Origin of the sequence: Delftia sp. Cs1-4 (assembly GCF_000214395.1) — a bacterium.
GTDB lineage: Bacteria > Pseudomonadota > Gammaproteobacteria > Burkholderiales > Burkholderiaceae_C > Comamonas > Comamonas acidovorans.
In genome coordinates this window covers 3,387,081-3,410,356 of sequence record NC_015563.1, presented here as the reverse complement: position 1 = coordinate 3,410,356, position 23,276 = coordinate 3,387,081, and the positions used below count along the sequence as shown (strand labels likewise).

Below are 23,276 nucleotides of genomic sequence, written 5' to 3'. Positions count from 1 at the left end.
GCTGTGTGACCTGGATGACGGTCAGGGGTTTCTATATGGCGGCAGGCACGCCTCCATCGGCAATATGCTACTGGTCCGACACCTTGCAAAAGGCGATGGGCCTTCCTGGCTATATGGCACTTCTGGAGAATTTCGACCTGTACCCCTACTCCCTGGTCGGCAGGCCGCTGCAGGAGTACCTGAAGCAGAAAATCCAGGAGTACCGGGAAGATGCCGAAAAAATGGGAGTGAGGATCTGGCGAAACCGTCCGTGATGTTGCTCCTGGTGCCGGTTGGGCCGGCTGCGCCGGTTGGGCCAGATAATGCGCCATCCCTGACGCCCATTTCGTCCATCTGCCGGTACTTCCAATGACCACACCCACGATCCCGCGCCAGGCCGAGCCCCAGCAAATTGATGCAGCGCTGTCGATCGCCGCATCCTTCCTGGTCCTTACCGTTGCAAGAGACGCAGCGTCCCTCTCCACCGTGCGATCCGTGCTCGGCGATCTGGACGGCCTGATCAAGAACGTCCTTGTACGGGACGTGACCGGGACTTTTACCTGCAACGTGGGCATCGGTGCCGATGTGTGGGGTCCGCTCGTCGGTACCCCGCTTCCGGCCGAGCTCCATCCATTCCGCGAAATCCGGGGCGCCACCCATGTGGCAGTCTCTACTTCGGGGGACCTGCTGTTCCACATCCGCGCCAGGTCCATGGATCTCATCGTGGCGTTCGAGCAGATGCTCCTGGAGGCCCTGGAAGGGACAGTCGCGGCCATGGATGAGGTCGCCGGATTCCGGTACTTCGACGGACGCGACCTGCTGGATTTTGTCGATGGCACGGCGAATCCGGTCGGCCTGGCGCTGCCGGCCTCAACGATAGTGGGCGAGGAAGATCCTGAACATGCGGGCGGAAGCTATGTCGTCGTACAGAAGTACCTCCACGACCTCCCGGCATGGAAAAGCCTGAGCACCGAAGCCCAGGAGCAGATCATTGGGCGAAAGAAGTTCACCAACACCGAGCTTCCCGATGCCTCGGAGGCGGAACAGAAGTCACACAAGACGCTGTGCACCATCACGCAGGACGGCGTCGAGCACGACATCCTGCGAGACAACATGCCCTTCGCGAGGCCTGCACTCAAGGAGTACGGAACCTATTTCATCGGTTATTCCAGGCACCTGTGGGTGATCGAGCAGATGCTCGAACGGATGTTCATCGGAAGCCCGCCTCCGCTCCACGACCGCATCCTTGACTTCTCGGCGGCGGTGACAGGCATTGCCTTCTTCGTTCCGTCAAAGGACATGCTCGCCCACCTTTGAGATCGACTCGGGCATCGACGCCTGCCGCACGCAGGATCGCAACCTCAGGCCCTCCATCAATGATGGCTGGGAAGCGGGCGTCAAGTTCTCTCCCCTGCCCTGGCTCAACGGCCGCGTGGCCTACTGGGAGCAGCGTGCCTCGGGCGAGGTGGCCCGGGTGCTGCAGGTCAAGAATGTCACCAACCGCAGTCTGATGGAGTCTGGCGCCGGCATTGCTCGAAAATATTTTTGCATGGGGTGCATCCAAACGACGCGATGGCGGGTAGTACCAGCAGCAGCCCAAAAAATGCGCTGCTTCAGTCCCCTTCACAAAACTGTTTGGAGAATTGCAATGTTGACCTCTCGTTCCGCGTCCCGCACCGCCGCCGTTTCTTTTGCTGTAGCCACAGCGGCCCTGCTCGCTGCCTGTGGCTCGATGCACAAGCCGGCCAGCACTTTCTCCCAGGCATCGCTGCCCGCCTCCATCCAGGTTCCTGCCGGGAACAAGGTCGCGTGGGAAACCGTCGGCAGCGGTGACATCACCTACGAGTGCCGCGACAAGGCCAACGCGCCTGGCCAGACGGAATGGGTCTTTGTGGGACCCGATGCTGTGCTGAAGGACCGCATGGGCAAACAAGTGGGCCGCTACTACGGCCCCCCTGCAACCTGGGAGGCCAACGACGGCTCCAAACTCACCGCCACCCAGCTGGCTGTGGCGCCGTCCGGCGCAGGCAATCTGCCTTACCAGCTGGTGAAGGCAAACCCGGCCATGGGCAGCGGCTCGCTGGAGGGTGTGAGCTACATCCAGCGCGTGGCGCTCCAGGGCGGAGTGGCGCCGGCTGACAAGCCCTGCATGGCTGCCAACAAGGGCCAGAAGACCACCGTGAAGTACCAGGCCGACTACATCTTCTGGAAGCCCATGTAAGAGCCGGCAGCGGCGCGGATACACTGGACGAAGGATTTCCCGCAACGCCCCCTTCGCTCCATTTCGTGCCGCCCGCTGCCTCCCAGAACAACGAAGCTTTCGACCATGACGCAGCATTGCATGCATGTGCACGCGGCGAACGCGATGCTTTGCAGCGGATTTATGAGGCCGAGGCGCGCTTTCTTCTCGGCGTGGCACTGCGCATCGTCCGCGATCGCGCCGCTGCGGAAGACGTGCTGCACGATGCGTTTGTCTCCATCTGGAACCGCTCATCCACCTTCGACGGCAATCGCGGAAGTGGTCGAGGGTGGATCTACAGCGTGGTGCGGCACGCCGCCCTCAACCGTGTACGGGATGGCGCACGCGAAACCGTGCTGGATGAAACGGCCCATGAAGCGCATGACGCCCAGGCCGCACTTTCGGCATGGAAGGAAGGCGGCAGTGAATGGGAGCGGCAGGCGACGCTGGGTCGTCTTGGCGACTGCCTCGACCGGCTGGAGCCCGAGCGCCGCGCCTGCCTGTTGCACGCCTACGTGGACGGCTGCAGCCACAGCGAAATTGCGGCGCGTGTGCAGGCACCGCTTGGTACGGTCAAGGCCTGGGTTCAACGCGGACTGCGTGCCCTGAGAGAGTGCATGCAATGAGCGGCGACACCCACCCCAATCCCTCAGAGTCGACGGATGACGGCTCCCCGGACGATCTCCAGATGCAGGCCGGCGAGTACGTATTGGGCACCCTCAATGCAGCCCAGCGCCGCTCCATCGAATCCCGTCTGCCCTACGAGCCTGCGTTGCGCACGGCCGTGCAGGCATGGGAGCAACGGCTCCTGCCGCTGGTTCAGCTGGCTCCCCCCATCGAGCCCTCCGCAACGCTGTGGCAGCGCATCGCGGCCAGCGTCAAGCCGGCCCGGCCAGAGGGCCGCGCACAGCGTGGTGCCTGGTGGCACTGGGATAGTCTCGCCCTTTGGCGCGGCTTGGCGGGTGGCGGCTTTGCAGCTGCAGCACTGCTCGCGGCTGTGCTGTTGGTGCGAGAGGCATCACCGCCGGCTGCCCCGCGCTATTTCGTCGTGCTGGCCGCGCCGCAGAATCAGGCCCCCGGGTGGGTGGTCCAGGCCCAGTCTGAAGGCCATCTGCGCCTTGTGCCACTGGGCAAGGATGCCATTCCGGCGGAAAAATCCCTGCAGTTCTGGACCAAGGCCGACGGCTGGAAGGCGCCGGTGTCCCTGGGTCTGGTCAAACCGGGCGAAGCCATCGAAGTGCCGGTAGACCAGTTGCCGCCTCTGCAGCCGAATCAGCTTTTCGAGCTCACCCTGGAGCCAGAAGGCGGCTCCCCGAGCGGACGCCCGACAGGGCCCATTCAGTTCATCGGCCGCGCTGTACAGATCTAGAGCGTGGTGTGCACTTTCAAGTGCCCGCGTCGGCTCTTCGCGCTGGTGATCACACGCTCCAGGCGTCGCATTGGATGCGGCCGGCCTGGCCTTCGGTTTCAGAACGAGTGGCGCAGGCCCAGCATCAGGCCGGTCTGCGACGCGCCCGCCAGCGGACTGCCGCCGGCTGCGGCCGAGCTGACCGAGATGGCCAGGCGCTGTCCGTTGTCAATGCGCGCGGCCTGGGCATAGACCGCCGTGCGCTTGGAGAACCTGTAGGTGGCGCGCAGGGTCAGCAGGGTGGAGCGGTCGCCGCCCTGGGCATAGCGCAGTTGCTGCAGCTGGCCATCGACCACGACGGCGGCGCTGGGGGACCAGGACAGGCCGCCCCAGGCCAGGGTGCTGCGCGGCGTGGCGCCGTTGCTGGCCGAGGCCGCCTGGGCTGCGTCGTTGTCGCGGCGCATCAGACCGGCGCCCAGCTTGATGGTGGGTGACAGCGCGGCATAGCCGTTGAGCATGATGCGGCGGTCCTTCAGGTCCGAGCGCGTGAGCCCTGCAAATGCGCCGGCGCCGCCGCGCATCTCGTCCACGGCCAGCGCAAAGCCCCAGGGCGTGGTGTCGTACTTCAGCATGGCGGACCACTGGCGGCAGGCCTGCCTGTCCGTGGCCGATTCGCCGGCGCAGTTGGTGCCGGCCGGGCTGGGGCCGGCGTTGACGGCATCGCGTCCCAGGCTGTAGGCGGCGCCCAGGCTCCAGGCGCCGAAGCGCCCCCGGTAGGCCAGGGAGTTGTCGGTGCGCGTGTTGGGGATGTAGCTGTCCAGGCTGCTCAGGCCGAAGGCGTTGGGACCGAGCAGGTCGGCATCGAACAATGCCCAGTACAGCATGGTGTAGTTGCGCCCCAGCGAGACGCTGCCCCAGCCTCCGGACAGCCCCACCCAGGCCTGGCGCCCGAAGCCCCGCCCGCCCTGGTTGAAGGTGCCGGCATCCGGGCCGAAGCCTGACTCCAGCGCAAAGACGGCGCTCAGGCCGCCGCCCAGATCCTCGCTCCCACGCAGCCCCCAGCGCGACGGTGCCGTTCCCGTGAGGCCGGGCATGCGCGTCAGCGATCCGCCGCCTTGCACATTCGTCAGGTGCTCGATCCCGGTGTCCAGATGGCCGTACAGCGTCACCGATGAGGCGGTCTGGGCCTGGGCGCTGCCTGCTGCTGCCAGCATGGCGAGCGGGGCGAGGCGGGGCAGACAAGCCCGCAGTGGGCGCTTGGCTGGGGGTTGGGGAATGCTCTTGAGAGTGCGTTTCATGCTTTTGTCTCCTGTTGTTGTCGTTGCGGAATCAGCACGCCGCAACGCTGCGCCTTGGGAAAGGCGAGAGTGGCGGGCGCGGGGAAATGGGAGAAAGCGGCTGGGCGCCCTGCGCTTCAGGCGCCCCGGAGGTCCCGGTACATGACGAAGCGCGCCACGCGGCGCGTGATCAGCCAATGGCCTTCAGGACTGCGGCCAAAGGTGTCATCGAACTCGCCAACGAGCTGGCGCGGTTGGGCCGGGCGGCCGTGCGGCGTGATGGCATCGGCCTCGTCGCAGGACCACAGCAGCACCTGGCTGCGCGCGCTGGCGCGGTCCGGGCCTTGCATTTCCACCAGCGTGTTGGTGACCAGATGCCGGGTCATGCGGCCCGCAGGACGCTGGGAGTACGCGGCGGCGATGGCCGTGCGCCCGCCCAGCACCTCGCCGCCGGGCCGTTGCAGTTGGCCGTCTTGGTCAAACAGTTGCGCCAGGGCCTGGGCATCACCGGCATCCGCAAAGGCAGCAGCGCGCAGCACTAGGTCCAGGCAGGCCTGGCGGGCCAGCAGCCGGTCGATTTCATGGTTCATGTTTCTTGTCTCCCCGGAATTCGCAGCCTGCGATGGGCTGTCTTGATCCAGGCCCCAAGCATTCCACGCTGGCATCGATCCGGCCAATGCCGGAGCCCCGGCCATCAATGCGTTTTTCTTATGGGACAATCAAAACACGGTTTTCCAACGTGCCGTTCAGCGCCTTTCCATGAACCTTTACCTTGCCCCCTGGACCGGCCCGGCCACCAGCAATCCTTCGCGTTTTCCCGAGTTGGCAGGCCATTTGCGGGCCATGCGCGCCATGCTGGGCGTGGTGCGCCACGGCAGCACCACGCGGGCCGCCCAGGCTATGCATCTTTCTCAGCCGGCCGTGGCGCGCTCGGTGCTGCAACTGGAAGAGGCCTGTGGCCTGCCGCTGTTCATGCGGGGGGCGCGCGGCATGATGCCGACCCCGCTGGGCAGCCAGCTGGCCGCCCGCATCGAAGCCATGCTCCAGCATCTGGGCAGCGGCGCGGCCGACGCCCAGGCCGCCGCCACGCTGGCGGCCAGGCGCCCTCCCCTGCCCGAGCGTTTTGCCGAGAGCGTGCCTGCGGGCCAGCTGCGCGCCCTCATGGCCATTGCCGACTGCGGCAGCGAATCCCTGGCCGCGCAGTGGCTGGGCCTGACGCAGCCCGCCGTGCATGCGGCGCTGCAGGGGCTGGAAACCAGTCTGGGCATGCAGCTGTTCTACAAGCTGGCCTTCGGCACGCGGCTGACGCCGTCCGGCGAAGCGCTGCTGCGCCGTGTCAAGCTGGCCCTGGCCGAGGTGCGCGGCATGGACAGCGATATTTCCGCCTGGCGCGGCGAGATCCGGGGGCGCGTGGTGGTCGGTGTGCTGCCGCTGTCGGTGGGAATCTTCCTGCCGCGCGCGGTCGACAGCCTGGCCGCCAGCCACCCGGACATCGAGGTCAGCATCGTGGACGGCACCTACGAGAGCCTGGTGCAGCACCTGCTGAGCGCCGACATCGACGCCATCGCTGGCGCCCTGCGCGCCGACATGCCCTCCGATGAGGTACGCCAGTTGCACCTGTTCGACGATGACCTGGTCGTGGTGGCACCGGCCGGCCATGCCTGCCTGGACCGCGGCCAGCTGGTTCTGGAGGACTTGCTGCAATGGCCCTGGGTCTCGCCCCTGCCCGGCACGCCGGCCGATCGCGCCATGGTCCAGCTGTTCCGCAGCCAGGGCCTGGAGCCGCCGCGCGCCAGCCTGCGCGCCAGCAGCCCGACCATGACGCTGGCCTTTGTGCTGCAGACGGGCCGGCTGGCCCTGGCCTCGCGCGGACAGGCCCTGCAGGATGACCACGGCGGCCAGTTGTCCATCGTGCCCGTGGACTTGCCTTCCACACGCAGGCGCATCGGGCTGGCCACGCGTGCGCTGAGCACGGCATCGCAGGACCTGGAGCTGTTCATGCAGGCCTGCCGGCGGGCCGTGGGCGATCTGCCGGGCTAGGCTGAGCGCAGCGCTCGCTCAGCGCCCCATCCAGTCGAGCAGTGCCCGCGACACCTGCTGCGGCTGCTCCATGGTGCTCATGTGGCCGCTGTCCTCGATCACCACCAGCTCGGCGCCCGGGCACCGGGCCTGCATGCGCTCATGGCGTGACAGCGGGCTCCAGGCATCCTGGCGACCGCAGGCCAGCAGGGTCGGGCAGCGCAGTTGCCGGAGCACATGGCCCGCATCGGGGCGGTTCAGCAAGGCATTGATCTGCGCAGCAAACACCTCGGGCGTGAAGCGCGCCACCATGTCGAGCACCTCGCCAAACAGTGGCGTATCAAGCCGGTCGGGATGCACCATGCCGCGCGCCCATTGCAGGCCCATCTCGCGCATGCCGCTGTGCCGGGCGATCTGCAGGAGCGCCATGCGCTTGGCGCGTTCGCTCTCGCCGGCCTCGCCCGGGGCGATGGGGTCCATGCCGGTGTCCAGCAAGGCCAGCCGTTCCACGCGCTGGGGCGACATGCCGGCAATGGCCAGGGCCACGCGCCCGCCCATGGAATGGCCCGCCAGCGAAAACCGCTCGGCCGCCACGCAGTCCAGCACAAGGCGCGCCATGTCTTCGATGGTGGCCGCCGCGCCATAGGACGGAACAATGCACTCGGTAACACCGGCACAGGACAGGGCCGCCCGCTGCTCGTGCCAGACCGTCTCGTCGCACAGCAGGCCCGGCAGAAGTACCACGCAAGGCCGGCTCATGCTGCGTTCTCCAGGATGAGGTGTCCGACAGCGGTGTTCGATGCCGGCACATGGTAGAAGCGGTGGTTGACCTTGGGCAGCGGCGCGGGGCCATCCACATCGGCCATGGCACCGCGCGCGATCAGCCACATCACCAGCTCGATGCCTTCGGAGCCAGCCTCGCGCACGTAGTCGATATGCGGCATCTTGGCCAAACCGGCAGGGTTCTCGATCAGCAGGTCCAGGAAGCGGTTGTCCCACTCCTTGTTGATCAGGCCGGCACGCGCGCCCTGCAGCTGGTGGCTCATGCCGCCCGTGCCCCAGATCTGCACGTTCAGGTCTTCGTCGAAGCTTTCCACGGCGCGGCGGATGGCGCGGCCCAGGTTGAAGCAGCGCTGGCCCGACGGCACGGGGTACTGCACCACGTTCACGGCAAACGGAATCACCGGGCAGGGCCAGGCGCCCGTGCGCGCGTCCTGCTCGCCGCACATCAGCGACAGCGGCACGGTCAGGCCGTGGTCCACGTCCATCTTGTTGACGATGGTCAGGTCGAAGTCCTGCTGGATCACCGACTGCGCGATGTGGCTTGCCAGCTCCGGATGGCCGACGACCTTGGGCACGGGGCGCGGGCCCCAGCCTTCGTCGGCCGGCTGGTATTCAGCGGCCGTGCCGATGGCAAACGTCGGGATGAAGTCCAGGCTGAACGCGGTCGCGTGGTCGTTGTAGACCAGGAAGATCACGTCGGGCCTGTTGTCCTTGAGCCATTGGCGCGAGTGCTCGAAGCCCTTGAACAGCGGCTGCCAATAGGGGTCGCCCGCCTTGCCCAGATCCATGGCCGCGCCGATGGCGGGCACATGCGAGGTGTAGACGGATGCGGTGATGCGTGCCATCAGATGCCTTTTTCCTGTCGTTCCTGCTCATGCAGGTAGCGGTTTCCTTCGATGCTGCGTCCGCCGCCCAGCATCATCTGGCGGTAGTCCTCCTCGTTCATGCCGCTCATGGTCGAGACCATGTTCTGCACGCTGACGCCGTCGGTGGCGCCGATCTTCACGAGGAAGTAGATGTTTCCGCCCAGCGCAATGCAGCGGTTCAGGTCGCGGTCCAGCACGGCCTGTCTTTGCTCGGCCGTCATGGCCCATTCGCCCAGATAGGCGCGCTCGTCAGCCCGAAAGCGCTCGCGGTTCTCGGCCTTCATCAGCGACATGCAGAACTGGTTGAGCCAGTAGCCCTGGCGGGATTGCTCGGCGTCGAAGACCGTGGTTCCCGGTACGTCTAGATAGGGTTTGTCCAATGCCATGGAAGTGTTTCTCCTGCGCTTGAGCGCTTGGGCGCTCGGGCGCGTGCTCACGGATAGGGGTTCAAGGATCAAGCACCAGGCGCTCGCAGCGCGCCACCCCCCGGCGCCAGGGCGCGGCCGGCGCCCGTGGCCCACACGGCCAGCGCAGCGGCAATCAGCGGCAAGGCAAAGACGTAGTACAGCGAGGCAGGCTGCCAGCCACCGTCCAGCAGCAGGCCAGCCATGGTGGGCGCCACGATGGCGCCTATGCGCCCAATGCCTATGGCCCAGCCCATGCCGGTGGCGCGCACCTGGGCCGGATAGGTGGCCGGCACCAACCCGTACAGCCCGGCCATGGAGGCGAACAGGAACACGCCCACGCCCACCGCTGCGGCGAACGCCCAGCCCAGGCTGGCCGAGGCCAGGCCGAACAGCGCGGTGAACAAGGCATTCAGCAGCAGGCTGCCCATGGCCAGATGCCGCAGCTTGGCCTTGACCGCCAGCAGGCCGAACAGGCTGCCGCCGGCAATGCCGCCCAGGTTGAGCAGCACGCCGCCCGTCACGCCCTGCTGTGCCGACAGGCCGGCCTGCACCAGCAGCTTGGGCGTCCAGCTCAGGGAAAAGTAGACGCTGAACATCAGCAGGAAGAAGCCGGTCCAGAGCATGAGCGTGGGGCGCGCCAGGCCGTTCTTGAACAAGGCGGCCACCGTATTGCCCTGCTGGACGTCACCGCCGGCTTGCGCGGGCAACTGCAGCATGGGGGGGTGCCCCATGAGTGCCATCAGGCGGTTGAGCTTTTCCAGCGCACGCGCCGGGCGACGGCCCACCAGGAAATCCACCGACTCCGGCAGGCGCCACAGCACGATGGGCACCATCAGCGCCGTGGCCAGGCCGCCGAACACAAAGACCGAGCGCCAACCATGGTGTGTCAGCAGCCAGGCGGCCATGAGTCCGCCCAGCGTGGCGCCAATCGGATAGCCCGTGGCCTGCAGCGCAATCGCCGTGCTGCGCCATTTGTTCGATGAATACTCTGAGGTGATCACCCCCACGCTGGCCAGCATGCCGCCAATGCCCACGCCCGTCATGGCGCGCAGGGCTGCCAGTTCGACATGGCTGCGCGCTGCCGCAGACAGCAGCATGCCCACGGACACCAGCACCAGGCACAGCACGATGATGGGTTGCCGGCCACGGCGGTCGGCCACGGGCGCCAGGAACAGCGAGCCCAGGGCCATGCCGATCAGACCGGCGCTGAACAGCACGCCCAGCTGCGCCCCGTTGAGCTTCCATTCGGCAGCGACGGCCGAGGCGGTGAAGGCCATCACCAGCACATCGAAGCCGTCCAGCATGATGAGCAGGATGCAAATGGCCACGGCCAGCCACTGGAACGGCGCCATGGCGCCCTCGTCCATCGTCTTGCGGATATCTTTCATACAAGTCCTTGTCGGAGCAGGTTGTCTCTTTGCCCTGGCAGGCGCTTTGCGCCCAGGCCAGGTTCTTCTGTGGGAAAACTGGGGGCGGCCTGCATTCGGAGCGCACAGCGCCGACATTCCCCAGTGCAAAAAGTATCTCCACGCCAGCCTTTCCAGGCCAATGCCGACGGACGCGCAAGCTATGCGTTCTATTGATGGCCACATGCAAAAAGGCCGGCCACCCAGAGGTGACCGGCCTTCGTTCATCAAGAATCCTGGGCCTGAGCGGACTGCCTCAGGTGCAGTCCCCTGTCATGCCAGCCTCCCCAGTCCTGCCAGCAGCTTGTCCAGTGTGATCGGGTAGTCGCGCACCCGCACGCCGGTGGCGTTGTGGATGGCGTTGGCAATGGCTGCGCTCACGCCGCAGATACCCAGCTCTCCCACACCCTTGGCTTTCATGGGCGAGGCCATGGGATCGACCTCGTCCAGAAAGATCACTTCCTGGTGCGGGATGTCGGCATGAACGGGCACCTCGTAGCCTGCCAGGTCATGGTTGACAAAATAGCCCAGGCGCGTGTCCACGGCCAGCTCTTCCATCAGGGCCGCTCCCACGCCCATGGTCATGGCGCCGATGACCTGGCTGCGGGCCGTCTTGGGATTGAGGATGCGGCCGGCCGCGCAAACGGCCAGCATGCGGCGCACGCGGACCTCGGCGGTGAATGCGTCCACGGCGACCTCCACGAAGTGCGCGCCAAAGGTGGACTGCTGCATCTTCTTGTCCAGCACGCCGAATTCGATGGCATCCTCGGCCGTCAGGTCGGCGTCGCCGGCAGCGCTGGCCAGGGCCCGGCGCTTGCCGCCCGCCTGCACATGCCCATCCGAGAATTCGGCCGTCGCCGGGTCCATGCCCAGCTTGCGCGCCACGGCCTCGCGCAGCTTCACGCAGGCGGCATAGACGCCGGAGGTGGCACTGGCCGCACCCCATTGCCCGCCCGAACCAGCCGACACGGGAAAGCCGGAGTCGCCCAGCCGCACGCGCACCTGCTGCAGCGGCAGGCCCAGCATCTCGGCCGCCGTCTGGGCAATGATGGTGTAGCTGCCCGTGCCGATGTCGGTCATGTCGGTTTCCACGGTGAGCATGCCCTGCCTGTCCAGGCGCACGCGGGCGGCGGACTTCATGACAGGCGCGCCTCGGTAGGCGCCGGCCATGCCCAGGCCGATCAGCCAGCGGCCATCGCGTTGCTGGGCCGGCTGGGGATTGCGCTGGCTCCATCCGAAGCGCTCGGCGCCCGTGCGCAGGCACTGCACGAATTCACGGCGGGAAAACGGCTTGTGCTCCTGGCCAGGGGTGCCCTCCTTCGCCTGGGGTTGCGGCTTCTTGCCGCTGTCCGGCACCACCTGGGTGTCGTTGCGGATGCGCAGCTCCACGGGATCGATGCCGAGCTTTTCCGCCAGCTCGTCCATGGCAACCTCCAGGGCCATGTGCCCCGTGGCTTCGCCGGGGGCGCGCATGGCATTGGCCTCGGGCAGGTCCAGCACGGCCAGGCGGGTGGCGGTCATGCGATGGGTGCCGGCATACATGCGGCGGGTCTGGTCCACGGCACCGTCCGCCGATCCTCCGGGCTGGTCGCCCGACCAGCTTTCGTGGCCGATGGCGGTGATTTTTCCGTCCTGCCCTGCCGCGATGCGCACACGCTGGATGGTGGCCGGGCGGTGCGTGGTGTTGTTGGCCATCAGCGGGCGCTGCAGTGCGACCTTGACGGGCCGGCCTGCCGCGCGGGCGCCCAATGCAGCCAGCAGGGCATCGGCCCGCAGGAACAGCTTGCCGCCAAAACCGCCGCCAATGAATGGCGAGACCAGGCGCACTTTGTCCTTGGGAATGCCCAGCGTCTTTGCCAGCTCGCCCTGGCCCCAGGCAATCATTTGGTTCGAGGTCCATACCGTGAGCTGGTCGCCCTTCCATGCGGCCAGCGTGGCATGGGGCTCCATCATGGCGTGCGACTGGTCGGGCGTGGTGTATGTGGCGTCCACCTTCACGGGGGCAGAGGCGAACGCGCCGTCGAAGTCGCCAATGGCCGTATCCGGCGAATCGCCATTGATGCTGTCGGGTGGCACGGCGGAGTCCTTGGCCTTGGCCAAGTCATAGGCGCCAGCCAAGGGCTCGTAGTCCACACGGACCAGCTGCGCGGCAGCGCGCGCCTGCTCGAAGGTCTCCGCCACCACCAGGGCCACGGCCTGGTGGTAGTGGGCCACCTCGGGGCCTGCCAGCAGCGGCGCGGTATTCATCTTGCCCTGGCCCAGCTTGCCAGCGGTCTGTGCGGTGACGATGGCGAGCACGCCGGGCGCGCGGCTTGCCTGCGCTAGCCCGATTCTGCGTATGCGGCCCTTGGCGATGGCCGAGCCCACCACATAGCCATAGGCCGGGTGCTGGACCACGTCATGCCGTTCATAGGCATACGGCGCCGTGCCGGTGGTCTTGAGCAGGCCGTCGATGCGGTTCATCGGCTGGCCGATGATCTTGAGCTGGTCAATGGGGTTGACCGTTGCGGGGGTGTCGAATTTCATAGCGTCAGCTCCTTGCCTGATGCAGCACGGCGGCGAGGGTGCGTTCGGCCAGCGTGAGTTTGAAGGCGTTGTCCTGCGTGGGCCGGGCGCCTGCCAGCAGGCGGTCGGTGACGGCCTTGGCTCCCTGCGGCATCTGTGCTTCGGCAGCCTCCAGCCGCCAGGGCTTGTGCGCCACGCCGCCCAGGGCCACGCGCCCGCTGCCGTCGCGCTGCACGATGGCAGCCACCGACACCAGCGCAAAGGCATAGGAAGCTCGGTCACGCACCTTGTGATAGATGTGCGTGCCGCCCGGAGGCGGCGGCAGGGTGACGGAGGTGATCAGTTCGCCGGCCTGCAAGGCCGTCTCTACGTGCGGCGTGCTGCCGGGCAGCCGGTGGAAGTCGGCAATGGGGATGACGCGGGCCTTGCCGTCGGCCTGGATGGTCTCCACCGTGGCATCCAGTGCGCGCAGCGCCACGGCCATGTCGCTGGGGTGGGTGGCAATGCAGGCCTCGCTGCCGCCGATCACCGCATGCTGGCGGCTCACGCCGGCAATGGCCGAACAGCCGCTGCCCGGCACGCGCTTGTTGCACGGCATGTTGGTGTCGTAGAAATACGGGCAGCGGGTGCGCTGCAGCAGATTGCCGCCTGTGGTCGCCATATTGCGCAACTGGCCCGAGGCGCCGGCCACCAGGGCGCGCGTCAGCACGCCGTAGTCGCGGCGCACGCGCGCATGGGCGGCCAGGTCGCTGTTGCGCACCAATGCGCCAATCCGCAGCCCGCCTTGCGCCGTGGGCTCCACGGTGTCCATGCCGGTGCCGTTCACATCGACCAGATGCACGGGGGTTTCTATCTGCAGCTTCATCAGGTCCAGCAGATTCGTGCCCCCGGCGATGAAGCGGGCGCCCGGCCGGGCCGCCACGGCGGCTGCAGCCTGCGCGGGGGATTGGGCGCGTTCGTAGGTGAAGGCAATCATGTCCGCCCCTCCCCCGCCACTTCGGTGATGGCATCGACGATGTTGGAATACGCCCCGCAGCGGCACAGGTTGCCGCTCATGCGTTCACGCAGTTCATGGGCCGACACCAGGGGCTGGGCCACGATGTCTTCGCTGGCATGGCTGGGCATGCCGCGTTTGATTTCATCGAGCACGCCCACGGCAGAACAGATCTGCCCCGGCGTGCAGTAGCCGCACTGGAAACCGTCGTGCCGCACGAAGGCGGCCTGCATGGCGTGCGGCGACTGCGGCGTGCCCAGGCCTTCGATGGTGGTCACGGCGGCGCCCTGGTTCATCACGGCCAGGCTCAGGCAGGACACCACCCGCCGGCCATTGACCAGCACCGTGCAGGCCCCGCACTGGCCATGGTCGCAGCCTTTCTTGGTGCCGGTCAGGTGCAGATGCTCGCGCAGGGCGTCGAGCAGCGTGGTGCGGGTGTCCAGGTCCAGGCGGTGTTCCTTGCCGTTGACCTGCAGGGTGACGGGCAGTTGAACCCCTTCGGGGATGGAGGGAGGCTGCACTTGCGCGCCGGCCGATCGAGGCACGGCCGTTGCCGCAGCCGTGGAGGCACCTGCAATCAGCAGGTCCCTGCGCGAAACGGAAAGCTGGGTGTTGTGTTCCATGGGGCGTCCATCGTGTTGGCTCGTTCGTGGGGCGTGCACACTGCTGCGAACACGCCACTCCAAGCATCGGTTCGGGACGCGCCCCGGGTTGTAGGTGATGGTCCAACGTCCGGGACATCGGGTTGTCCGATGACGGATCAGCGCATGCAGACGTGCGAGGGCCCCCGGCCCATGCGAAGGCAGCGCCAGCAAGGCGCCCCAGCCTTTGCCGGTGCGCCCTGCCCCGGCTTTGCCCCGGCGATGCGCCTAGGCCGCAGGCGGCACGTCGCCGCGCTGCATGCGCTCGAAGGCCTTGTCGATTTCCTCGGAGCGTATGGCGCCCGCAGCCGGCACTGGACGGCCCGCGCGCTGGGCGTCGATCTGCTCCTGCATGCGCGTGGCCACCTGCATCAGCACGCGGTGCAGGCCCAGCTGCTGGCGGCGGGCCTGGTCCAGGTGCGTGACCACGGGCTCCAGGGATTGGGCCAGCGACCGGGTCAGCAGTTGGCCCATCATGTGGACCAGGGCCTGACGGTCCTGGGCGGCCTGTACCTCCGACGGGGTGCTGGCCTGGGTGCTGACGGGCTCGCTGGCCGCCCTTTGTGCCATCAGCTCGCGTATGCCGTGCAGCGAATCGCCTGCCGCGCTTTGGGTTTGCAGCAGCCGCGCCAGCAGAGCCTGAAGCGCCTGTAGCGTCTGGGATTGGTCAGCGTCCCTGGCGGCGGCCTGCGCGGCCGCTGCCGATGCGTGGGCCTGGCCGGCGGCGTCTTCCTGCACTGCCTGCTGCTGGGACTGGGACACCGACTGGGCCACCTCGCGCGTGGCGGCGACCAGGTCGACCAGTTGCGCCGTCACGCGCGTGGCGGCGTCGGCATTGGCGCCGCCTGCGGCCTGGCGGCGCAGGAACTGCTGGCGTATCTGCTGCCAGCGGGCGCTGTCCTCGTCGCTCATCTGCCCGCGCAGCTCGGCGAGCTTGAGCAGGTTCTCCTCGGCGCCCGTGGTCAGCATCTGCGCTTCGCCCTGGTAGTGGTCGGCCAGCATCTGCTGCATTTCCTGGTCGTTCATCACGGGCGTGATCTTCTCGGCCAGCTTGTTCATGTTGCGGTAGCTGCCCTGCAGCCGGAAGGCCGGCTCGGTGCGGTAGCCGTCGTCCTGCGCGGCGCTCTGGATGTACTGCTGGTTGACCTTGAACACCAGTTCACGCACCTGCACCATGCGGGCCAGCACGGCCTCGATCTCGCGCAGCTCGGCCGATGAGTAGTCGTGCGACAGCGCATTGCCCGAGACCTCCCGGCCCTGCGCCTTGTCCAGCAGCAGGTACAGGTCCTGCAGGCTGCGCGTGGCCATCGGCGCCAGCACGGCGTTCGAGGTCATGCTGTTTTCGATGTAGCTGAGCTTGAACACCTCCTGCATGCCGCCCAGCACATCGCCCAGGTTGTAGATGTCGGCACGGTTGGCCAGCATGTCGGGAATCTTGAAGACCTCGCCCGACTCGGTGTACGGGTTGCCCGACATCACCACGCAAAAGCGCTTGCCGCGCATGTCGTGGGTGCGGGTCTGGCCCTTCCATACGCCCTCGATGCGGCGCGTGCCGTCCGACAGCGAGATGAATTTCTGCAGGAACTCGGGGTGCGTGTGCTGTATGTCGTCGATGTACAGCATCACGTTGTTGGCCATCTCCAGCGCCAGGTTGAGCTTTTCCAGCTCCTTGGCCGCCGTGGCGTCCGGCGCCTGGGCCGGGTCCAGCGAGCGCACGGAGTGGCCCAGCGCCGGGCCGTTGATCTTCATGAAGATCAGGCCCAGCCGGTTGGCCACGTACTCCATCAGCGTGGTCTTGCCGTAGCCGGGCGGCGAGATCATCATCAGCAGGCCCATCTGGTCGGTGCGCTTGTTCTCGCCGGCCACGCCGATCTGCTTGGCCAGGTTGTCGCCGATCACGGGCAGGTAGATCTCGTTGATCAGCCGGTTGCGCACAAAGGACGACAGCGGCCGGGCCTTGAATTCCTCCACCCGCACGCGCGAGCGCCAGTCCTGCAGCAGTTGCTGGCGCAGCGCCTGGTAGCGGCCGAACTCGGGAACAAAGGTACGAAAATGGCGCGCGGCGCGCTGGCCCAGGTCGTCGATCTGCAGCCACATGCGGCCGTCCGCAATGCGCGGATGCTGGCCCAGCAGGCCCGGCACTTCGTGGCGCAGGTCCACGCTGCTGACCTTGCAGGGCAACTGGCCGGCACAGCACAGCCATGCCGCAGCCTCGCCGCAATAGGCCAGCCAGGCCTGCCCTTGCCCGTCGTCCAGCGTGCGGCAGGCGGTCTGCAGCCAGTGCAGCGCGCTGCGCCAGCGCTGGTCCAGCGGCGCCACGGCCTTGTCGCGCCGGTCCTCGCCCTGCCAGTAGGCCTGCATTTCTTCCCAGCGCTGCAGCGGCTGGGCCTGCTGCTGCACGGCAGCCTGCAGCGCGGCAATGGCCGACTGGCTGTAGCTGGAGAAGGAAAAGCGCACGGCCTTTTGCGCCAGCTCGGCCTGCAGGTAGTCGGCGGCGCCGTGGATCAGGCTGTCGATATCGCTGTCTGCGGGCGCCGCCTGTCCTGGCAGCAGGTCGCGCAGCAGGCCCCGCTCTTCGGCATAGGCGCGCAGGCGCTCGGAGATGTCGGTGCGCAGGCTCAGTTGTTCGGCCTCGCTGCCGAACATCTGCTGCATGGCCTGGGCCTGCTGGGCGCGCAGCGGCCACTGCGCCATGGCGGCAGCCAGCTGCGGCTGCTGCACCTGGGCCTGTGCGCTCCAGAACAGCAGGGCCAGCGCACGGGCGTCGGGCGCAAAGCGCAGCACGCCGGCGGCATCGCGCAGGGGCAGCAGTACCTGCAGGATGCGGGCCGCATCATGGTCGTGGATGCCGCGCTCATAGCCTTCGCGGTAGCGCGGCGCGGAGAATTCGCGGATGGCCTGGGTCAGTGCCGCCTCGTCGGGCAGCAACTGGGCTAGCCGGGCCTCGCTCCAGCCGTCACGGCGCTGGCGCGCAGCCAGCACCACTTCCAGGACCAGGTATTCGCCCCGGTAGAACTGCGGCGATTCGGCCGGCGTGGAGGCATCCCAGTAGGCCTGCAGGGCGGCCAGTTCCGGGTTGTCCATGGGCTCGAAATACTCGGTGCCGACCAGGTGCAGGAACAGTTCGCCGTTGCGCGGCAGCAGGGTCAGGTCCAGCTCCTGGTTGCCCACGCTGAAGCGGTGGCGGCCCAGGCGGATGATGGCGCCGTCGCCTTCGTACAGCTCGGTGCGGTCCTGCAGCGCTCGAAACGCCTGGTCGCGCAGGTTCTTGACGCGGCCGTCGATGTCGTCGGCCTTGACCGGGTCATGCAGTTGCTCGCGCAGGCGCTGGGCCAGCTCCTTGAGCTTGCCGATCAGCGGATCGCCTGCAAAAAAGGCATGCAGCGCGTCGGCACTGACCAGTTTCTCGGTGCGCTTGGGCAGGCTCTGCACGATGCGCAGCGCCGCGTCCAGCACGCCCTGCGCCTTGCGCTGGCGCTCGTCCTGCAGCGACTGGCGGCGCGCCTCGAAGCTCTCCAGCACCTCCTCGCGCTTGGCCATGATGTCGCCGAGGAACTGCTCGTGCTCGCCGAAGCGGCTTTCGATCTCCTCCAGCTGCACCAGCAGGCGCGCCAGCTGCTCGTCGCATTTCTCGGGCGTCTGCGCCAGGCCCAGGGCGCTGACGATGCTTTGCGAGAACAGCGCCAGCTGGGCGGCGAACTGGGCCACGTTCTCGGCGCCACCCAGGCCCGACCGGCGCTGCTCGGCGCGTGCACGCACCTGGTTCAGGCGCGCGTAGACGGCCGAGATGCGATCCACCACCTGGGTACGCTGCGTGGCGTCGTCGATGGACAGGCTTCCCATGAGCTCGGACAGCATGTCCAGCGCGGCCGCCATGTCGGCCATGCGCGCCAGCGGCTCGTTGATCTGCGCCACCGTGGCTGCCGCCTGCGCGGCCTGGTCCAGTGCCTGCAGCTGGTCGGCATAGGGCTGCATGGCCTCGTCGGTGGCAATGAAGGCGGCCGTGCGCTGGGAGACATCGGCCTGGGCCTCGTTGACGCCCTGCACCATGGTGTCGATGGCGGCCTGGTCCACATAGCGCAGGTCGCGCGTGGCCATGAGCTGGCCGCGCAACTGGCCCAGCTGGGTGAGCGCGTCCACGTACTCGCCAATGCTTTTCCAGTCGGCCAGCCGCAGTGTCTTGAGCAACTGGCCGTGGCGGCTGGAAACCTCGCCCATGGCCTTGGCCGAGGCGTTGCGGATGCTCTCGACCTTCTCGTACTCGTCGATGACCGCATCACCCGTGGCGACGATGCCCAGCAGGGTCTCGTGCACGCCCTTGAGCTGCGGCGCGCCCAGCCAGTGGTAGCGCTCGAACAGGCGGCGCGCGGCGTCGATCAGGCGCTCGTAGCGCGGCAGCGAGACCTCGGTGGCCGCGATTTCCTTGCGCACGCTGTACAGGTCGGAGATGCCGCTGACCAGCTCGGCATTGCCGATGCGGCCCAGGAAGCTGTCGCGCTGCGGCTGGCGTGCCGCATAGTCGTCCGAGGCGAAGGGCGTGCGCCAGACCTGCATGGGGTGCACGCGCGAGGCCTCGTTGCTCTCGGCCGCGAAGATGACGACGCGCCCGTCGTCCATGCGCGCATAGCCGTGGCCGATGATGGGCGGCTGCAGCGCGCGCTCGATCAGGTTGTACTTGAACAGCGCCATGCGCCCGCTCTCGGGCTCGTAGAACACGTAGAGCACATCCTCGCCGTTGGGCGAGCGGATGCTGCGCCGGTAGCGCATGCCCTGCATGTTCTGCTCGAACGAGCGGTTCTCGCCGCTTTGCAGGTAGTAGCCGCCGGGGAAGATGATGCCGTGGTCCTGCGGCAGCTGGATGCAGGCCGCGCCGATGGCGTCCATGCGCAGAACCTGGCGCGACAGGGTGTTGAAGATCAGGTAGCGCCACTGCTCTTCGCGGTAGGGCAGGATCTTCAGCAGGATCAGGCTGCCGACGGCGGCGTACTCGAACACGGCGTCGTCCAGCGACTGGTTCTTCTCCTGCACGGGCTCGCTGTAGATGCCCAGTCCGTCGTTGGTGTTGTTCTCGACCTTGATGGTCAGCGTGCCGCCCAGGGTCTCGACGAAGACCTTGTCCAGCACGTTGATGTGCGGGTGGCGCCCCTGCACCAGTTGCTCGCGCCCGGCGCGCTGCCACTCGAAGTCATGCGGTGCGGGCAGCTCGATGTCGCGCTCGCCCCGGTTGTCTATGTAGCGGATGGGCTGGCCATCGACGGGCACGGACCAGCGGAATACGCGCACATCGGACAGGCGCTCGCCAATCTGAAAGCTCGCCAGCAGCTTGCCGTCGCGCACGGCCAGCTGCATCAGCCGGGTGTTCTTGTAGTAGGCGTACAGCTCCTGGAAGTCCTGCACGAAGCTCTGTATGCCCAGAAAGCTGTCCTTGAGATCGACCGGCGTGACCTCGTAGCCCTGCTCTCCCTCGTGCAGGCGGTACAGCACGAACACGTCTTCCACGCGCGTGGACTGCTTCAGGCCCATGAAGACGTTGTAGCCAAACAGCAGGTAGCCGCCGACCTGGGCGATGTCGCGGCCCAGGCAGTTGTTTTCGGTGCGCACGCGCATGCGCCCGACGACTTCCATCTGGCTGCGGCCGAATTCCTCCAGCCGCTCCTCGTTGAGCTGGCGTGCCAGCGTCTCCAGCGCCTGCCCCTGGCCGTCAAGGCGCTTGGCCAGCACTTCGTAGGAGCCGCCGCTGGCGACTGCCTGGTCCACGGCGGAGGCCGCGGTGTCGGGGGACAGGGACTGTGAGGACGATGGGGACGGTTGGGACATGGGCGTCACGGGCTTTCGCGTGTCAGGGACCATTCACGCCCTCCCCGGCCAGCTGACTGGCAGGCAGGCAGGCGGAGGAAGGCGGATGCGGGAGGCTGGGCAGCCGGTGGAGGGAGCGGCCGGGCGGCCGCCCCGTTCAGTCGACCCTCTGCGTGGGCGGCAGGCCCTTGCCGTCGCCCAGCGCGTTCAGCAGCGATGCGCCGCCCTTGCCGCTGAGGAACTTGCTGATCAGGTCCTGCACGATGGGGCTCTTGCCCGCCACGCCTTCCACGGCCTTGCCCACGGACAGCGCCTTGGCGAAGTTGTCGAAGAAGGCTCCCTCGCCGCCCACGATGTCGATGTTGGCCTTGCTGAGCGCGGCCGACAGCACCTCGGACTGGTCCTTGGCCACGCTCTTGTTGGCCTCGATGGCGGCCAGCGCCTGCTCGAAGTTCTTCTCCAGCTGCATGCGGAACTCCTCATGCGAGCGCGCCTGGTCGGACAGCGAGGCCAGCGCGGTGAACTTCTCGGTCAGGCCCTTGGCCTCGGCGAAGAGCTTGTCGCGCAGCACATCGGCCTCGGACATGCCCACGTCGCGCGTGACCGTGGCCTTGGTGGCGCCCACCTGGGCTTCGCCGCGCGCCTGGGCCAGCAGGCGCTCTTCCAGCACCTTGGCATCGGCCAGGCCCTGCTTTTCGTTGGCGTCGGCCGTGGCCTCGATGACGCGCGCCTCGGCCAGGCCCTTTTCCTGATGGCCCTTGGCTTCGGCCATCAGCTTCTCGGCAATCACGCGGGCCTGGGCCAGGCCTTCCTTTTCCAGGGCTGCGGCGGTGACTTCGCGCACCTTGGCATCGGCCAGGCCGGGCGCGGCGCGCTCGACCTCGATGGCCTCGGCCAGCTTCTTCTTGGCTTCGGCGGTCTTGCTGGCCGCTTCCAGCTCGGCCTGGGCCATGGTCGTGACTTCCACGGCCTTGTGGCGCGAGGAAGCCTCTTCGGCCTCGGCCTTCTTGACCTGGCGCACCATGTCTTCCTCGGCCTGGGCCTGGGCGGTCAGCACGGTGACCTGCTTCATGCGCTCGGCCTCGGAGACCACGCGCACTTCCTTGATGCGTTCCTCTTCCTGGGCCACGGACTTCTCCACCACCACGCGCTCGCGCACCACGTTGGCGATGTTGGCCTTCTCGACCTCGATGGCCTTTTCCTTCTCGATGCGCTGCAGCTCCACCTCGCGCTGGCGGGCCACGATCTCCAGCTCCTTGGCGCGCGTGACCTTCTCGACCTCGATCACCACGGCACGCTCACGGTTTTGCTGGGCCACGGCCACTTCGCGCTGGCGGTTTTCCTCGCGGATGTCCAGTTGCTCCTGGGTCTGGATGCGCGCCTGCTCGGCCTTCAGGCGCTCTTCTTCCTGCACCTTCTGGGTTTCGGCCTGCTCGCGGGCCTGGATGGTGGCGATCTCGCGCTTTTGGCGCGCCTCGGCATCGGCCTGCTGGCGCTCCAGCGCCAGCATGGCTTCCTTGGTCTCCACGTTCTTTTTGGTGATGGCCAGGTCGGAGTTGCGCTCGAGCTCGTTGGTGACGATGTTCTGGTTGGCCGTCAGCTCGGTGATCTTGCGGATGCCCTCGGCGTCCAGGATGTTGTTGGGGTCCAGCGAGGACTTGGGCGTCTGCTCCAGATAGTCGATGGCCACGTCTTCCAGCACATAGCCGTTGAGGTCGTTGCCGATGACATGGATGATCTGGTCGCGGAAATCCTGGCGGTTCTCGAACAGCTTGACGAACTCGATCTGCTTGCCCACGGTCTTGAGCGCCTCGGAGAACTTGGCGTTGAACAGCTCGTTGACGGCCGTCTTGTCCGAGGCCCGGTCCACGCCGATGGCCTTGGCCACCTTGAGCACGTCTTCCGCCGTTTCATTGACGCGCAGGTAGAAGGCCACGGTGATGTCGGCGCGCATGTTGTCGCGGCAGATCAGGCCTTCCTTGCCGCGCCGGTCGATCTCCAGCGTCAGCAGCGAGATCTGCATGAACTCCTTCTTGTGGATCACCGGCAGCACCAGGCCGCCCGTGAACTTGACCTTGGGCTGCGACGTGGTGTCGTTGATGATCAGCGCCGTGCCCTGCGGAACCTTGATATAGAAGGCCTTGACCAGGGCGAACAGCCCGAGGATGACGACGAAGACGGAACCGATCACCACCCCAGCGACGATGTACCACTCCATGTTGCTCATGTTCATGCGAATCTCCCCTGTGAATTGCTATCTGTGAAAACGCTGAAAAAACGGAAAGGCCGCGCCCGCCGAACGGACGCTCGGGCCTTGTGGGAATCCCGGAACTAGCGCGGCAGCTCGGTGCCGTCGAACTCGGCCTTGCTGACCACGCGCCAGGCGTTGTGCTCGGGCAGGTGCTCGATGAGCACGATCTCGGTGCCCCGGCCCAGTGCGCGCTCGGGCGAGCGCATCTGCACGTTCAGGCCCGCGCCGCCGTCCTCGACACTGCCGTAGCCCTGCGTGCCGTCCACCACGGCGCTGCGCACCAGGCCGGTGCGGCCCAGCAGCACCTTGGGCTCCTCTGCAGGCGCCACCTTGTTGACGATGCCCCGCAGCGGGCGCAGCAGCAGCACGGTGGCGGCAAAGCCCAGCACCATGGCTGCCGCAGCCACCAGGGAGCCGGTCAGCAGGTTCACCAGGGTCCAGCCCTGGGGCATGGGCACGAAATGGCACAGCACATACGAGGCCAGCCAGGACATCAGGAACAGCGCGGTGAGGATGACCGTGAGCGGAATGCCGCCCAGGCCCACCTTGAGCAGCAGCCCGGCCAGCGCGCTGACCGAATGCTCCACGCCGTGCGCATGGTCGCTGCCGTCGAACAGCACCCAGTGGTCCAGCGAGTCCACCTCCAGCAGGCCCAGCATGGCGATCAGCCAGTACAGCAGCATGAACAGCAGCAAGGCGCCAAAGATGAAAGTCGGAAAGCCAAACGCGTATTGCAGGAACGCAGACATGTTTTTCCCCTCCCCT

At 67.2% G+C, this 23,276-nt stretch carries 18 protein-coding genes; 6 read left to right on the top strand and 12 right to left on the bottom strand.

Annotated elements, in window-relative coordinates:
* The first annotated feature begins 5 nt into the window (after positions 1-5).
* The 5 genes from DELCS14_RS14995 to DELCS14_RS14975 all read left to right on the top strand — a co-directional run bounded on the left by DELCS14_RS14995 (position 6) and on the right by DELCS14_RS14975 (position 3,587).
* A complete protein-coding gene (locus tag DELCS14_RS14995; protein ID WP_216595203.1) occupies positions 6-254 on the top strand; it encodes a hypothetical protein in 249 nt (82 codons plus the stop codon).
* Between the two features lie 94 nt (positions 255-348).
* Positions 349-1,296: a Dyp-type peroxidase gene (locus DELCS14_RS14990; protein WP_013802400.1), complete on the top strand. Its 948-nt coding sequence runs from the start codon at positions 349-351 to the stop codon at positions 1,294-1,296.
* A gap of 331 nt (positions 1,297-1,627) precedes the next feature.
* Positions 1,628-2,200, top strand: a complete 573-nt coding sequence (locus DELCS14_RS14985) for a DUF3455 domain-containing protein (RefSeq protein WP_013802399.1) — start codon at positions 1,628-1,630, stop codon at positions 2,198-2,200.
* Positions 2,201-2,265: 65 nt separating this feature from the next.
* Entirely contained in the window at positions 2,266-2,844 is a 579-nt protein-coding gene (locus tag DELCS14_RS14980) for a sigma-70 family RNA polymerase sigma factor (protein WP_013802398.1), read from the top strand.
* Positions 2,841-3,587, top strand: coding sequence for an anti-sigma factor (locus DELCS14_RS14975; protein ID WP_013802397.1), 747 nt, complete (start codon positions 2,841-2,843; stop codon positions 3,585-3,587). Before DELCS14_RS14980 ends, DELCS14_RS14975 begins: the two co-directional genes overlap by 4 nt.
* A gap of 98 nt (positions 3,588-3,685) precedes the next feature.
* Here DELCS14_RS14975 and DELCS14_RS14970 read toward each other — a convergent pair whose 3' ends face one another.
* Both DELCS14_RS14970 and DELCS14_RS14965 read right to left on the bottom strand, forming a co-directional pair.
* The gene (locus DELCS14_RS14970) at positions 3,686-4,864 is read right to left on the bottom strand and encodes a porin (RefSeq protein WP_013802396.1); all 1,179 of its coding nucleotides are present in this window, start codon (positions 4,862-4,864) and stop codon (positions 3,686-3,688) included.
* Between the two features lie 116 nt (positions 4,865-4,980).
* A complete protein-coding gene (locus DELCS14_RS14965; protein ID WP_013802395.1) occupies positions 4,981-5,433 on the bottom strand; it encodes a nuclear transport factor 2 family protein in 453 nt (150 codons plus the stop codon).
* A 169-nt stretch (positions 5,434-5,602) separates the two neighbouring features.
* Between DELCS14_RS14965 and DELCS14_RS14960 the strand changes: the two genes are divergently transcribed.
* Positions 5,603-6,883 carry a LysR family transcriptional regulator gene (locus tag DELCS14_RS14960; RefSeq protein ID WP_013802394.1) on the top strand — a complete coding sequence of 427 codons (1,281 nt, stop codon included), beginning with the start codon at positions 5,603-5,605 and terminating at the stop codon, positions 6,881-6,883.
* A gap of 18 nt (positions 6,884-6,901) precedes the next feature.
* On the opposite strand, the gene DELCS14_RS14955 is transcribed toward DELCS14_RS14960, so the two are convergent.
* From DELCS14_RS14955 to DELCS14_RS14910, 10 genes are all read right to left on the bottom strand, one after another.
* A complete protein-coding gene (locus DELCS14_RS14955; RefSeq protein WP_013802393.1) occupies positions 6,902-7,621 on the bottom strand; it encodes an alpha/beta hydrolase in 720 nt (239 codons plus the stop codon).
* Entirely contained in the window at positions 7,618-8,490 is an 873-nt protein-coding gene (locus DELCS14_RS14950) for a class III extradiol dioxygenase subunit beta (RefSeq protein ID WP_013802392.1), read from the bottom strand. Before DELCS14_RS14950 ends, DELCS14_RS14955 begins: the two co-directional genes overlap by 4 nt.
* Complete coding sequence (gene ligA / locus DELCS14_RS14945) at positions 8,490-8,897, bottom strand: protocatechuate 4,5-dioxygenase subunit alpha (protein WP_013802391.1); 408 nt, start codon at positions 8,895-8,897, stop codon at positions 8,490-8,492. The genes DELCS14_RS14950 and ligA overlap by 1 nt, the downstream gene beginning before the upstream one ends.
* Positions 8,898-8,965: 68 nt before the next feature.
* Complete coding sequence (locus DELCS14_RS14940; protein ID WP_013802390.1) at positions 8,966-10,306, bottom strand: MFS transporter; 1,341 nt, start codon at positions 10,304-10,306, stop codon at positions 8,966-8,968.
* A 291-nt stretch (positions 10,307-10,597) separates the two neighbouring features.
* Complete coding sequence (gene paoC, locus DELCS14_RS14935; RefSeq protein WP_013802389.1) at positions 10,598-12,850, bottom strand: aldehyde oxidoreductase molybdenum-binding subunit PaoC; 2,253 nt, start codon at positions 12,848-12,850, stop codon at positions 10,598-10,600.
* Between the two features lie 4 nt (positions 12,851-12,854).
* Positions 12,855-13,805, bottom strand: a complete 951-nt coding sequence (locus DELCS14_RS14930) for a xanthine dehydrogenase family protein subunit M (protein WP_013802388.1) — start codon at positions 13,803-13,805, stop codon at positions 12,855-12,857.
* The gene (paoA, locus tag DELCS14_RS14925) at positions 13,802-14,446 is read right to left on the bottom strand and encodes an aldehyde dehydrogenase iron-sulfur subunit PaoA (protein WP_013802387.1); all 645 of its coding nucleotides are present in this window, start codon (positions 14,444-14,446) and stop codon (positions 13,802-13,804) included. The genes DELCS14_RS14930 and paoA overlap by 4 nt, the downstream gene beginning before the upstream one ends.
* A 246-nt stretch (positions 14,447-14,692) precedes the next feature.
* Positions 14,693-20,281, bottom strand: a complete 5,589-nt coding sequence (locus DELCS14_RS14920) for a DNA repair ATPase (RefSeq protein WP_228676754.1) — start codon at positions 20,279-20,281, stop codon at positions 14,693-14,695.
* 136 nt (positions 20,282-20,417) lie between these two features.
* Positions 20,418-22,493 carry a hypothetical protein gene (locus DELCS14_RS14915; protein ID WP_012205645.1) on the bottom strand — a complete coding sequence of 692 codons (2,076 nt, stop codon included), beginning with the start codon at positions 22,491-22,493 and terminating at the stop codon, positions 20,418-20,420.
* Positions 22,494-22,591: 98 nt separating this feature from the next.
* Positions 22,592-23,260, bottom strand: coding sequence for a hypothetical protein (locus tag DELCS14_RS14910; RefSeq protein WP_013802385.1), 669 nt, complete (start codon positions 23,258-23,260; stop codon positions 22,592-22,594).
* Positions 23,261-23,276: the final 16 nt, after the last annotated feature.

Coding starts and splice junctions, on each gene's coding strand:
- DELCS14_RS14990 (WP_013802400.1), top strand. CDS start 349: ATGACCACACCCACGATCCCGCGCCAGGCCGAGCCCCAGCAAATTGAT.
- DELCS14_RS14985 (WP_013802399.1), top strand. CDS start 1,628: ATGTTGACCTCTCGTTCCGCGTCCCGCACCGCCGCCGTTTCTTTTGCT.
- DELCS14_RS14975 (WP_013802397.1), top strand. CDS start 2,841: ATGAGCGGCGACACCCACCCCAATCCCTCAGAGTCGACGGATGACGGC.
- DELCS14_RS14970 (WP_013802396.1), bottom strand. CDS start 4,864: ATGAAACGCACTCTCAAGAGCATTCCCCAACCCCCAGCCAAGCGCCCA.
- DELCS14_RS14965 (WP_013802395.1), bottom strand. CDS start 5,433: ATGAACCATGAAATCGACCGGCTGCTGGCCCGCCAGGCCTGCCTGGAC.
- DELCS14_RS14960 (WP_013802394.1), top strand. CDS start 5,603: ATGAACCTTTACCTTGCCCCCTGGACCGGCCCGGCCACCAGCAATCCT.
- DELCS14_RS14955 (WP_013802393.1), bottom strand. CDS start 7,621: ATGAGCCGGCCTTGCGTGGTACTTCTGCCGGGCCTGCTGTGCGACGAG.
- DELCS14_RS14950 (WP_013802392.1), bottom strand. CDS start 8,490: ATGGCACGCATCACCGCATCCGTCTACACCTCGCATGTGCCCGCCATC.
- ligA (WP_013802391.1), bottom strand. CDS start 8,897: ATGGCATTGGACAAACCCTATCTAGACGTACCGGGAACCACGGTCTTC.
- DELCS14_RS14940 (WP_013802390.1), bottom strand. CDS start 10,306: ATGAAAGATATCCGCAAGACGATGGACGAGGGCGCCATGGCGCCGTTC.
- paoC (WP_013802389.1), bottom strand. CDS start 12,850: ATGAAATTCGACACCCCCGCAACGGTCAACCCCATTGACCAGCTCAAG.
- DELCS14_RS14930 (WP_013802388.1), bottom strand. CDS start 13,805: ATGATTGCCTTCACCTACGAACGCGCCCAATCCCCCGCGCAGGCTGCA.
- paoA (WP_013802387.1), bottom strand. CDS start 14,446: ATGGAACACAACACCCAGCTTTCCGTTTCGCGCAGGGACCTGCTGATT.
- DELCS14_RS14920 (WP_228676754.1), bottom strand. CDS start 20,281: ATGTCCCAACCGTCCCCATCGTCCTCACAGTCCCTGTCCCCCGACACC.
- DELCS14_RS14915 (WP_012205645.1), bottom strand. CDS start 22,493: ATGAACATGAGCAACATGGAGTGGTACATCGTCGCTGGGGTGGTGATC.
- DELCS14_RS14910 (WP_013802385.1), bottom strand. CDS start 23,260: ATGTCTGCGTTCCTGCAATACGCGTTTGGCTTTCCGACTTTCATCTTT.